This is a genomic window from Indolivaga macrotermitis, from assembly GCF_900128985.1.
Lineage (GTDB): Bacteria > Bacteroidota > Bacteroidia > Bacteroidales > Dysgonomonadaceae > Dysgonomonas_A > Dysgonomonas_A macrotermitis.
Window position 1 is genome coordinate 1 of the sequence record NZ_FQUC01000013.1, and the last position, 13,141, is coordinate 13,141.

The 13,141-nt window shown below is 38.3% G+C and carries 11 protein-coding genes; 6 read left to right on the top strand and 5 right to left on the bottom strand.

Annotation, left to right across the window (positions count from 1 at the left end; all coding sequences use genetic code 11):
- The first annotated feature begins 276 nt into the window (after positions 1 to 276).
- Genes BUC12_RS14865 through BUC12_RS14875 form a run of 3 tightly spaced genes read left to right on the top strand, consistent with a single transcriptional unit; the run spans position 277 to position 3,636 of the window.
- A complete protein-coding gene (locus BUC12_RS14865; RefSeq protein WP_062181012.1) occupies positions 277 to 1,716 on the top strand; it encodes an MBOAT family O-acyltransferase in 1,440 nt (479 codons plus the stop codon).
- 4 nt (positions 1,717 to 1,720) lie between these two features.
- Positions 1,721 to 2,674 (top strand): hypothetical protein, encoded by a 954-nt coding sequence (locus BUC12_RS14870; RefSeq protein WP_139262074.1) that lies wholly within the window; start codon positions 1,721 to 1,723, stop codon positions 2,672 to 2,674.
- A complete protein-coding gene (locus BUC12_RS14875; protein WP_062181018.1) occupies positions 2,671 to 3,636 on the top strand; it encodes a hypothetical protein in 966 nt (321 codons plus the stop codon). Before BUC12_RS14870 ends, BUC12_RS14875 begins: the two co-directional genes overlap by 4 nt.
- On the opposite strand, the gene mnmD is transcribed toward BUC12_RS14875, so the two are convergent.
- The 5 genes from mnmD to BUC12_RS14900 all read right to left on the bottom strand — a co-directional run bounded on the left by mnmD (position 3,633) and on the right by BUC12_RS14900 (position 10,414).
- Positions 3,633 to 4,313 carry a tRNA (5-methylaminomethyl-2-thiouridine)(34)-methyltransferase MnmC2 gene (gene mnmD / locus BUC12_RS14880; RefSeq protein WP_062181021.1) on the bottom strand — a complete coding sequence of 227 codons (681 nt, stop codon included), beginning with the start codon at positions 4,311 to 4,313 and terminating at the stop codon, positions 3,633 to 3,635. The genes BUC12_RS14875 and mnmD overlap by 4 nt on opposite strands.
- A gap of 5 nt (positions 4,314 to 4,318) precedes the next feature.
- A complete protein-coding gene (gene ispF / locus BUC12_RS14885) occupies positions 4,319 to 4,798 on the bottom strand; it encodes a 2-C-methyl-D-erythritol 2,4-cyclodiphosphate synthase (protein WP_062181024.1) in 480 nt (159 codons plus the stop codon).
- 45 nt (positions 4,799 to 4,843) lie between these two features.
- Positions 4,844 to 6,001 (bottom strand): type IX secretion system outer membrane channel protein PorV, encoded by a 1,158-nt coding sequence (porV, locus tag BUC12_RS14890; RefSeq protein WP_062181324.1) that lies wholly within the window; start codon positions 5,999 to 6,001, stop codon positions 4,844 to 4,846.
- Positions 6,002 to 6,264: 263 nt separating this feature from the next.
- Positions 6,265 to 9,726 (bottom strand): type IX secretion system sortase PorU, encoded by a 3,462-nt coding sequence (gene porU / locus BUC12_RS14895; protein WP_062181027.1) that lies wholly within the window; start codon positions 9,724 to 9,726, stop codon positions 6,265 to 6,267.
- Between the two features lie 64 nt (positions 9,727 to 9,790).
- A complete protein-coding gene (locus BUC12_RS14900; RefSeq protein ID WP_062181031.1) occupies positions 9,791 to 10,414 on the bottom strand; it encodes a fumarylacetoacetate hydrolase family protein in 624 nt (207 codons plus the stop codon).
- A gap of 215 nt (positions 10,415 to 10,629) precedes the next feature.
- Here BUC12_RS14900 and pyrE point away from each other — a divergent pair, with 215 nt between their 5' ends.
- The 3 genes from pyrE to argH all read left to right on the top strand — a co-directional run bounded on the left by pyrE (position 10,630) and on the right by argH (position 13,127).
- A complete protein-coding gene (pyrE, locus tag BUC12_RS14905; RefSeq protein ID WP_062181034.1) occupies positions 10,630 to 11,259 on the top strand; it encodes an orotate phosphoribosyltransferase in 630 nt (209 codons plus the stop codon).
- Between the two features lie 30 nt (positions 11,260 to 11,289).
- Positions 11,290 to 11,718, top strand: coding sequence for a hypothetical protein (locus BUC12_RS14910; RefSeq protein ID WP_062181038.1), 429 nt, complete (start codon positions 11,290 to 11,292; stop codon positions 11,716 to 11,718).
- A gap of 74 nt (positions 11,719 to 11,792) precedes the next feature.
- Positions 11,793 to 13,127 carry an argininosuccinate lyase gene (gene argH, locus BUC12_RS14915; protein ID WP_062181040.1) on the top strand — a complete coding sequence of 445 codons (1,335 nt, stop codon included), beginning with the start codon at positions 11,793 to 11,795 and terminating at the stop codon, positions 13,125 to 13,127.
- Positions 13,128 to 13,141: the final 14 nt, after the last annotated feature.

The window sequence follows — 13,141 nt, forward strand, 5'->3', positions numbered from 1 at the left end:
TCTTTTCTTTATTACCACTCTCGGTTTTAAAGCGAGTGCAAAAGTAATACACTTACCCTTCCATTCCAAATATTTTATGAGGTTTTTTTAAGAGAAAATCATAACGATATCGTAAAGGCCTAGTTATGCAATAGTTATTTTTTAAATTAAATGAAAAGAGAAAATAAAAAAATGACAGTTCAGGTAAAAGGGTAAAGTTATCTTATGAAATTTTCTATCTTTGCATGTCGAAAAAACAGATAAGGATATTCATTTAAAACAAGCCAGCCACAATATATGCTTTTCAACTCATTTGAATATGCTCTTTTTCTACCTCTTATATTTATTATATATTGGAACGTACTGAAAAAAAGCTTTAAGCTCCAAAACATATTTCTATTAGTAGCCAGTTATTTCTTTTATGGATGTTGGGATTGGCGTTTTTTATTTCTTCTTGCATTCTCTACATTCTTAGATTACTTTGCCGGATTAAAAATCGCAGATTCGACAAATACTTCGGTACGAAAAGCTTGGCTATGGATAACTGTTGCTATTAATTTAGGATTTCTTGGTTTCTTCAAATACTTCAACTTTTTTATCAGTGAATTTGCAGACCTTTTACTCAAATTAGGATTTACACCGCATATCACGACTTTAAATATCATCCTACCTATTGGTATATCATTTTATACATTTCATGGGTTGTCATACATATTGGATATATATAACGACAAAATAAAGCCAACAAAGAATTTGGTTAATTACTCTTTATTTGTTGCATTCTTCCCTCTTTTGGTTGCAGGCCCGATAGAAAGAGCAACACATCTGCTTCCTCAAATTGAGCGAAAAAGATCTTTTAGCTTCGATAAGGCAATTGATGGCCTCAGGCAGATACTTTGGGGATTATTTAAAAAAGTAGTTATAGCTGATAATTGTGCCAGATTAGCTGATAGTATATTCAACCACTCGGATACGTATTCGGGGGCAACTCTCGTTTTGGGAGCTATATTCTTTTCTATACAAATTTATGGTGACTTTTCGGGATATTCTGATATAGCTCTGGGGTCAGCCAGATTATTAGGTTTCGAATTGCTAAAGAATTTCAATTATCCTTATTTCTCAAGAGATATAGCTGAGTTCTGGAGACGTTGGCATATATCTCTTTCATCATGGTTTAAAGATTATCTTTATATTCCTTTAGGAGGAAGTCGCCAAGGTATGACTAAGACTATACGTAATACTTTTATCATATTTTTGGTCAGTGGATTCTGGCATGGAGCAAACTGGACTTTTATTGTCTGGGGAGGACTTAATGCTTTATTTCAAATGCCTTCAACAATACTGAAAAGAAACCGGCGTCACCTCGATGTTGTTGCGAGAGGGCATCTATTACCTTCTATCAGAGAAACCGTACAATTGATAACAACGTTTGCATTAGCCACTTTTGCATGGATATTCTTCAGAGCAGAAAGTATTCATCATGCAATTGCCTATATCAAAGGGATATTTACATACGAATTATTTAGTATTCCTAAAATATATTCGGGAAAAGTACTCCTCCTTATTTTGTTCTTTTTCGTTATCGAATGGTTTGGCAGAGAGAGTAATCATGCTTTGGAAAAAATAGAGACAGCAATCTCTAACAAATATTTACGATGGCTGTTCTATTATATTATTGCTGTACTTGTCTTTCTTTACTTTGGGCATCACCAAGCATTCATATATTTCCAATTCTAAATTTATGAAGAGGTTTTGCTTATATACATTACTGTTTATCACTCCTTTTATTGTATGCCTGATAGGCATGGAGTATTTACTTCGGAAAATACCTAATATGCATCAATATAAGGCTCAGGACATAAATGGAAAAATTGCACACACACAGATATTAATCTTAGGGAACTCTCATATAGACAATGCTATAGATCCGACTTACCTTCATGAACCGGCATACAATCTGGCTCAAGGTGCTCAAACCCTGGATATAGACTATGCCCTCTTAAACAAATATAGTGGACAGATCGATTCTCTGAAATATATTATTGCCGGGATATCATATCATTCCCTTTGGTTCAAACTTACTGAGATACCCAGCTACAAATGGATGGCTAAATATAATAACATATATTTTGACATTAATATTGAGAAAAACCCTCTGAAAAGATTCTTATTATTAGATGAGCCTATGCTTAAAAACATCTCCATCATTAATGAGTATTATAGTGGAAATAAAGTTATTAAATATCAATTTATTAATGGATTTATGCCGGCTGTTCCAATATCAGACCCTTCATTACTAGAAAAACAAGGGGAGTCTGCTGCAAAAAATTATACAGTCACAGATTTTACTCATTTATACAATGAAAACGTAAGTTATATAAATAGCATAATTGCTATTGCCAGAAAAAAGAAAGCAAAAGTAATTTTTATCACAGTACCCTGTTATAAGTCTTATCTTGATTTCTTAAATTTGGAGCAATTGAGTGTTATGCAAAAGACAATGGAAGACATTCAAAATGATAATGATGTATTCTATTTTAATTTTTTACAGGAAGCCAGACTCCTTGATGATACAGACTTTTCTAATGGAGACCACCTTAGCAAAAATGGAGCTCAAAAAATAACAGAAAAGCTGGACTCTATTATTAGAAATATTGATAATAAAGGAATTCTATTACATTCTACTAAACAATGAACCGATTTATCCTATATACCCTCTTTTTTGTAAGCCCCTTTCTTATCTTAATAATAGGTATAGAGGTTTTACTTCGTAACCAACCTAATATTTATAAAGAGAAGGCCGGGTATCTTGATCAAGAAGCTCAGAACATACAAGTGATCATATTAGGAAGTTCGCATGGTATAACAGGTATTGATCCGGACGCCTTTTCTAAAAATGCATATAATACGGCGAATTATGCTCAAACTTTGGATTATGATTATGCCATTCTTGATAAATATCAGGATAAACTTTCATCCTTAGAGTATATCATAGTTCCTTTGTCTTATCATATATTATGGACACGGCTCGAATATCATCCTCAAATATGGAGATCTAAATATTACAGTATATACTATAGGATAACTAAGGATCATAATCCCTTCAAAAACCTTCTTTTTATGGATGAGCCTATAGGTACAGATATAGAGACGATATGGAACTATTACTATAATAAGGATAATAATATCGAAGAAGATTTAACCTCCAAAGGGTTAAACAATCTCCGTCCGGAAGCGGACCTCGATGTATTAGAAAGTAAATCCCATAAGATAATAGGAGCACACCACGCGCCTGATCTGGCATTCATGTACGACCAGAATATGCAAGATCTGAAAGGAATTATAGAAATAGCAAAGAAGAAAAATGCAAAAGTGATATTTGTTACTTTGCCTGTGTACAAAACATTCCGGGAATTAATGCATCCAAAGCAATTAGAACTACTCTATAAGACCGGAAATCAACTTCAGGATGGTAAATATGTGTTTTACTTCAATATGCTCGACGTTCTGGATCCTGAGTTAAAAGACGGAAAGAATGAAGTGTTTTTCGATTCGGATCATTTAAGCCGTAAGGGTGCCGAAATAGTAGGGCATAAACTAGATTCGATTATTCAGACTATTGAGAAGAATGAAAAATCGGCAAATCTCCCGAACTAACCTTTCGTAGCCCGGAGCATTTCCCTTTTGCCGGGAGGTCCCGGTAATCTCTCCACTTTATAGCCTGCCTGTTGCATCATTCGCCTGACTACGCCTTTAGCACAATATGTAGTTAGAATACCGCCTTTTGCTGTATTCGCATACAAATAGTCAAAAATATCCTGACTCCACATATCCGGTTGTTTATCAGGAGCGAATGCATCAAAGTAAATTATATTATAAGGCTCATTTACCTGCCAGTTCAATAGCCTGAAATCTGTATTTATCTTGGTAAGATAGAAACATATGGTTATTTCTGTCCGGATATTCCACGGAACTCTATGTAGTTGCCTGAACAGTTCCTGAGATTCGGATGAATCCTTCTCGGTGTAATTCAATTGACTAATAATCGACTCTTGCAGTGGATATAATTCAAGACCTGTGTAGTCTACAACTTTTGTTGTATCTCTGAGTCTCAATAATGTCAGATAAGCATTTAGTCCGGTTCCGAATCCTACTTCCAGAATACGTATATTAGTTTCGGGGCTTTGCTCCAATGCAGCTTTGATAAAGATGTGTTCCGACTCTTGCCTTGCTCCGTTTACCGAATGATAGTGTTCATTGAGTTCCGGAACAAACAATGTATGTGACCCATCGGCTGTCGGCTCAATTATCACATCTCTATCTACCAGCTTCATTTTCGTTATTCTTTTTCGATAAGAGCTACAGCGTATGCGGCAAAACCTTCCTCGCGTCCTACAAATCCCATCTTTTCTGAAGTAGTCGCTTTTATAGAAATATCATCGATATCTATCTCCAGAATATCTGCTATCACTTTTTGCATAGCAGGAATATGAGGATTGATCTTCGGGCGTTCGGCACACACTGTAGCATCGATATTCCCTACCCTGTATCCTTTCGCTGAAATTACTTCCAATGTTCTTTTCAACAGAAGTTTACTATCGACATCTTTATATTCGCTGGCTGTATCCGGAAAATGAAAACCTATATCCCGTAGATTAGCTGCTCCCAGCAATGCATCACATATGGCATGCAACAATACATCGGCGTCGGAATGTCCTAATAATCCTTTGCTATGATCTATCCTGATCCCACCCAACCAAAGATCACGGTTTTCGGCTAAGCGGTGTACATCGTATCCGTATCCTACTCTTATCTTCATAATTTTACTGTTACTCTAATCTTTATGTATTTTCTAAAATCGTCTTTACTTGAATAGATTACGTAAGCCTTCCATATTGAAACCCAATGAAAAACGTAATGTTTGATCCAACGGATTCGAATCGGCTGTCGAAATCAAATAAGCAGCATCCAGTTGAAAAGCGCTCATCTTAAATCCTGCTCCAAACGAAAAATATTTACGGTTACCTTGCCTTTGGCTTTCATTGTAATACCCGCCACGTAACAAGAACTGGTTGTTATAAGCATACTCCAAACCGGCTGACCATGTTATTTCCTCGAGTTCGCCTTTGAATCCGTCAGGCGAATCGCCGAATGATTTGAAAATCCCCGATATCGAAGATGTGTTTCTTACACTTTCCGCTCTATCGGCAAAGTCATTATCACTTTCGCCATCTTTCTGAACAGGGCGGGACGGCACAAGAAGTTTATTCAAATCAACATTGAACGCCAGTGTATTATACTCATCCAAAGGGTATGTTAATGATGCCCCTAAACGCATATTAGTTGGCAGGAAATAACTGGTATTACCATCATCCATCGAGATTTTAGTACCGATATTCGAGACATTGAATCCTAATCCCAGAATACTTTCTACACTCCCGATATTGATATATGCTTCATTATAACCTGCAATATCTGCAGCAAAAGCATTTCCGGCAGTTGTATTTTCGTCGGTTGCAGTCGAATAGTCAGTACGTATATACCGTAAGGTAACACCTCCGGCAAAAGTCTCGGTTAGTTTACGCGAATAACCTATATCAAATGCCATCTCATAAGGAGAAATCATAGACACGAATTGTCCTTCCAAGTTAGTTTCAGGTATGTCTCCTATCGAAAAATAACGGATAGAAGCACTCACAGCCTGATTTTCTTCATACCCGAACTTATAAAAACCCGAAGCATATACCAGTGCTATATCCTGTACGATTTTTCTAAGCCATGGAGTATAAGATACTGTTGCACCGGCTTTACTTTCGAGAAAAGCATGCTTTGCCGGATTCCAGTGCTGAGAATAATAGTCGGGCAATGTAGCGGCTCCCACATCTCCCATACCTCCACCGCGTGCATCAGGTGCTATTGATAAGGATGGCACTGCAGTTACTACCGTACCTGTTTGCCCCGATGCTGCCAATGACGCCAGCATAAACAGACCCGAAAAAAGATATTTGTTTGTTACTTTCATATTTCTCATATATATGTTACGGGTATCCCCCGATATACTTTAATTCTTAATCGTTTTATCTTCCGAAGGTTACAAAAAGTAAACATCCTTACATATTCAATGTCACGGTTATGTGTACTTTGTCACCCTACTTAAATACTCATTATCAACAAATAAACCCCTATAAAGTGACAAAAGTGACATTTTTTACCTGATTTTATTTTTGCTTATTCTTTCTTATGTTTATTCTTATCGTATAGATAAAAAAGGCAAATATATAAATCTTAATTTATGTCTGAAACAATCAGCTTTGCGGCCTTCAGCGAAGACTGTTTCCCATTTATACTGATCTGTGCCGTACATATGTAAATACCGGGTTGTACACGGCCTCCACGGTATGTATTCAAATCCCAATCGTAAATATAACGGTTCAATGTATCTACCGATCCACTTTTTTGTGTTGCCCAGACTAAAGCACCTGTCAGCGAATAAACCCTGAGGGTGAGGTCTACGTTCGTTTCCACATTATTGGTATTTACAACAAAGCGGGTATATTCTTTAGCCGGATTTCCCCATATTTCGAATGAATAGATCGTGGGTGAATAATCATCCGACACCGTAAAATTCAAAGTTTCGGAAGCCGAATTGTTCCACACATCCCAAACCCTGAATTCGAGTGTATGGCTTCCTTCCGACATCTGAGGCAGCCTGTAAGTTACACTTCCTTTTTTGTTAGAATTTTCTTCATTCGAAAAATAAGGAGTCAGGTCATAAGTAGTTATTCCATCAAGAATAAGAGATATACCATGTCCGATGGTACTCGTTAAATTTATACCTGTATCGTCTGAAAACTCAGCATAAAACAAGGGCGTGGAATTAACAATATCGCCCGGTCTAAACTGATCCGAATTTAAATAAATCCGGGATATCACCGGAGGGTTCTCTTCTTCCGGCATATTGGTGTTAGTACCTCCTACTGTATAGTTATAGAACGAACCTTGCGCTTTCCTGTCTCCTGACGTTTCATAAGCAAAGAAACTCATTTTCCCTTTATCGTCTGCATAAAGGATATCTTTGGGGGCTACAAAGTTAAATTCAAACTCGCCGTTTGTAATTTGGATTTTACCCGAAAATAATGTATTGGTATAGTCGACATATGGTACAGCAATATTCGAATTCTGGCTCCCCGATTGTGTATTGCCTCTTGTTTGCAATTCCTGCTGGGCATCAAATATAATGGACTCCAGTGTTCCGTTGAAGTCCGTTGTAATATCTCCGGATTGATTTACAATCACCCCTTTTATAGATGTATCATCTAACGCCTGAATATTTATATCAGTAGCATCTGCATCCCTGTTATTCATTTCGGTAATTTCCACCCTGTATGTATCTTCCGGATATGCTAATTTCAAAGCAGGGTCACCTAATAGCACAAAGCGGAGTTTATTACCGTCACTCGAAAGGCTCGAGTCATTTTTCGAATTACGCAACACGTCTCCTAGCCGGGGATTCTTTCCATCCTTTTTTTCAAAGATATGTTTCATCAGGCTCCGGTTCATTATTCTGTTCTCTCCGATATAAACAACCCGGACAGTCGAAAACAACCCTATAGCTCCTCCTGATTCCTTTAAGAGAGCCTCTTCCCCACCCGACGTAGTATTAGAATCAAAACGGCTAAAATCGCAGGTAGCAGTAATCCATAATGGGAGTTTATCGTTACTCAGCCCTTCTATGTCGGTCATAGTCAGCAGGTTTTCGTGCGTCCAATAAGTAGTCGCTCCATGCCCGATAAAGTTTATGAAAAGGGTTCCGTTGTTAATTTGTTCCAACAATGCCCTGTTTGCATCGGGATACCGGGCTCCATTGCTTTGAACAACCCTTTCGTACATGTCTTCATATATTTTTTTGATAACAAAATCGGGATAACCAGCAGTAATAGAACTCGAGAATTCTTCCGCATCAAGCATATGGTTACGCTCACTAGAGGGCTCATTTGTTCCGGCAACAGCATCATCAGCTACAAAAGTCAGATTGTTCTGCCAGATTCCCTTATTCTGATTCTCTACATAAGTCTCTATTTTGCTTACAATATTATCCGCCGTTGTTGCAGACCTGACAGGTAGACGCCCGATACCTATACTTAAGACAGCCGATGACATGCTACTAATAGCATCGTCCATAAATCCAAAATAATCGTCTGTCACATAAGAGTTTGTTTCATCTAAAGACTCTGGCGACTGATAAGTCAGCAACATCGACTTCCGGGCATCGTCAGTCCAATTCTGTATCATCTTATTATCGTAGCTTCCTCCCCCGAACAATAACAGGTATTGGGGACGCCCATCCCCTCCTCCGGCACGGTCGTAAAACATCTTCATAAAACGACGATATGCCGAAGCATCAGGTTTTCCTGAAGAAAACTCGTTATATATATCTTCAGGATTTACCAATAACGATTTCAATCCTGAATTTTTCTCATGCAGGTCAGCTAACCGCTTAGCATAATCTTTCAAATAATCCTGTACTATTATTATCATGTCTACTGATGAAGACGCATGCAGATTCTGATTCGAAATTGCACCTAATCCCGTACCGCTATACGTGGGTACAGGTATATTACTCACCTTAGATAAATCGACCATTGCATACTCGCGGATCGAAGAGTTATCGGACGCAAAGCGCAATGACGTTCCGCTCAGTTGCGTACTAATACGCACAGGCGCAGTATTAGCAGTTACATCAAATACCATTACCGATGATGATGCATCCGATATATTAAATCCTAAATTGGAAGAGAGAGAAGTACTTCTGAAAAGGGTTACAGCTCCGTAAGGTTTCAGTTTCCGCTTAAAATTGATCCGGAGGTAATTGAGATATACATTCTTATCAGTACTACTGCCTTTGGTGTAAGCCAATGAGACTGTATTTTGGCTTTGCAACGTGTTTACAGACAGGCCTTCGGACACAGTTCTGCCAAATATATAATAATCGTTATTAGTCCATGTATTTACCTCTTTAACCTTGGTACCATTTAAGCTAACCGATAGTTTACCCGAGGTCGGATATACATTCGATATAAAGTTGTACCTAAGTATAGCCGGATCTGTTGTTGCTCCTTCTGTATTAAGGGTGATATTTACAGAAGACGAACTCAATAGATTCTCTCCATAAAACTCGCGTCCGGTAGAACCGACATTTACAAGCTCTTGTTCATGCAGAACATAATCATCGTAAGCGCTAATAAGATTACTACCTATTGTTAACGAAGCCTGAGTTGCCATCAGATTGGCATCGCCTTCTGTTTCGGTTACAAAATAGTATGAGTCGGACGAATACGGATTCTGTGTTTGTTCGAATTCTCCGGTAGTGCTGTTATATGTCCACTTAATATCTCCACGGGCATAAAACAAAATATAATCATCATTATTCTTAAATTCTGCTTGAGATTTACTCATCCATATAGATACCGGGGGGAGATCATCGATATACGGCTGCTGAAAATCCTCGTTGAGTACCCATCCTCCATATCCATAGATCTTTACATTCTGAGGGTTGGACAACCCCATCTTTTTCAGATCCTGATAAGTAAGCTTATAAACACCTGTTTGCGAAATTTTTATTTTATACCATTTGCCTTGCGATAGTACCGAGTTTGCGGTATAACGACCCGGATCGTTATCGACCGAATAAATCCGGATCGATATCGACAGCAACAATATAAGTATTACGAATAACTTTTTTTGCACTAATATCCTGTATTTTAATCGATACAACTCTTTGCGGGTGTAGTAACGACAGTCCCTAATATAATTAACGAACGTGAAAATCAAATAGTTTACGATCTTCAAGAAAACCTTCGAGATGATCGTCAATATCGACACGCCCTACTCCGGCAGGAGTCCCTGTAAACAATATATCCCCTATCTTTAAAGTAAAAAAACGGCTGGCATAAGCTATTACCTTGTCCACCGGATGTATCATTTCGGAGGTATTACCTTTCTGTACTTCAATACCATTCTTCGACAAGCTGAAATCCAGCGTATTTATTTCCTTTGAAAATACTTCTTTCGGTACAAACTCTCCTATTACAGCCGAATTATCGAAACCTTTGGATATCTCCCAGGGTAATCCTTTTTCTTTCAGGTCAGACTGAATATCACGGGCGGTAAAATCTATCCCGACCGTCAATTCATCGTAGTACCTGTGGGCAAAACGCTCCGCTATATTCTTCCCCAAACGGTTTATACGCACTACCACCTCTAGCTCGTAATGTATATTATCTGAAAAGTCGGGGATAAAAAAGGGCTTATTGTCTTTTAATAAAGCCGAATCGGGTTTCATAAAGAGTACGGGATCTTCGGGAACAGCAGTATCATCCCTTCCCATTTCCCTATTATGCTGCTGATAATTAAGACCTACACAGATTATTTTCATTGTTTCACTTTATGGAATAGACCAATACTGTACGGTTCAGCGACAAAGATAGAAATATTTTATTTGCCAAAAGACATTTATACCCCATATACATAGTGGCTGCAGACTAAATAAGAGTAAAAAAATACTAAAATGTATTACTCATATCTGATAGATTAGCTATATTTGTCTTTGAATATTACATATTACACTATCACCTACTTATTTTAATAACAATGAGCAACTTAGAAAAAATGACGGCTGAAAAGCTTTTGAGAATAAAGGCTATAAAACTTCAACCTTCTAATCCTTTCACCTGGGCTTCGGGTTGGAAATCACCTATATATTGCGATAACCGGAAGCTATTTTCTTATCCGGCTATCCGCAACTTTGTTAAGCTGGAAATGAGCCGCATCGTTGCCGAGAAATATCCGGAAGCTGATGCTATTGCAGGGGTTGCTACCGGTGCTATAACTCCGGGAGCTTTAGTTGCCGATGTTTTAGGTCTACCTTTTGTATACGTGCGATCCACACCTAAAGACCATGGGTTGGAAAATCTGATCGAGGGCGATCTCAAACCCAACAGTAAAGTGGTGGTTATAGAAGACCTGATCTCGACAGGGGGCAGCAGCCTAAAAGCTGTGGAAGCTATCCAAAGGGATGGTTCTGAAGTAGTGGGTATGGTAGCGATTTTTAATTATGGATTTCCCGTAGCTGTAGAAAACTTCGAGAAAGCACATATTGAATTATCGACTTTGACCAACTACGACGCTGTTTTGGAACAGGCCTTGAAGATAGACTATATTGAAGAATCGGACTTAGATACTTTACAAGAATGGAGAAAAGCTCCGTCCAAGTGGAGCTAAGTCGCAGTATCAGTTACATATAAAATCGAAATGACAGAATATACCAGTGATGTAAAGACGATACCTTATTCGTCTGAAGTTATTTTTGCAGTACTATCCGATTTTCGGAAGCTGGATTTAGTAAAGGACAAATTACCGGAGAATAAAGTTAATAACTTTACTTATGACCAAGATTCGTGCAGTCTTAATGTAAGCCCTATAGGTAATGTCAAATTTGTGATTGTAGAGAGAAATCCTCACAGTAGTATAAAGCTCGAAGCCCAGCAATTACCCTTTGAGTTGAATTTAACCATCGAGTTGAAACAGAACTCCGAAAACGAAACAAATCTGGGGCTGGTTGTTAATGCAAATCTTAATCCCTTTTTGAAGCCAATGGTATCCAAACCTTTACAAGAAGGCTTAAATAAAATGGCTGATATGCTGGCATCATTGCCATACAACGAATTAACAGATAAATAAAGCATCAAGCCTTATTTGTCTGTTTTAGTTAATGTATTAACTGACGGGAATTCCGGTAACACCTAATATTTATAATGAAACTCTGGCAAAAAAACACCCTTGTCAACAAGGATATCGAAGAATATACGGTCGGTAAAGACCGGGAAATGGATTTATACCTTGCCAAACATGACGTACTGGGATCCATAGCTCACATCACCATGTTACAGTCTATTAATCTGCTAACTAAGGAAGAGCTGGATATTCTGCTGAAAGAACTCAAGTCGATCCATGCTTCGATCGAACGAGGCGAATTCGTCATAGAAGACGATGTAGAAGACGTTCATTCGCAAGTAGAACTACTACTTACACGTAAGTTGGGTGATGTAGGGAAAAAGATCCATAGCGGACGATCCAGAAATGATCAGATTCTGCTCGATCTCAAGCTTTTTACCAGAGAGCAGATAAAAACAATTGTCGGATCAGTCTCTAACCTGATAGACCTGTTGTTAAAACAAAGCGAAAAATACAAGCATGTGCTGCTACCCGGCTATACTCACTTACAAATAGCCATGCCTTCGTCGTTCGGACTATGGTTTGGCGCATATGCCGAAAGCCTTGTCGACGATTTGCAGCTTCTTCTGGCAGCATTCAAAATATGCAACCGCAATCCTTTAGGTTCTGCGGCAGGATACGGATCGTCATTCCCCCTCAACAGACAAATGACTACAGACCTGTTAGGCTTCGACTCGATGAATTACAATGTCGTATATGCGCAAATGGGCAGGGGTAAAATGGAGCGTACAGTAGCTTTTGCTATTGCAGGAATAGCCGCTACCCTATCCAAACTGTCTTTTGACGCATGTATGTACAACAGCCAGAACTTCGGGTTTATAAAACTACCCGATGAATATACTACCGGATCCAGTATTATGCCTCATAAGAAAAATCCTGATGTGTTCGAATTATCCCGTGCCAAATGCAATAAGCTGCAAGCTTTACCGGTTGAAATCACTATGATTTCTAACAATTTGCCTTCCGGATATTTTCGCGATATGCAGTTGATTAAAGAAATGTTTATTCCATCATTCGACGAACTGAACAATTGCATTTCGATGATCGGACGGATGCTTGCCGAAATAAAAGTGAATGAGGATATTATCAACGACGACAAATACACATATATATTCAGTGTCGAAGAAGTAAACCGCCTCGTTCTCGAAGAAGGAATGCCATTCCGGGATGCTTATAAAAAAGTAGGACTGGATATAGAAGCCGGTAACTTCGAGCACGACCGTACTGTAAACCACACACATGAAGGTAGTATCGGCAACCTCTGCAATGACCAGATAGAGATTTTAAAACAGAAAGTTATAGATCAATTCGATTTCTCGGCAATCGAAGCCGCCGAAAACAGATTATTAAACTAAAACAAGTAAAAATA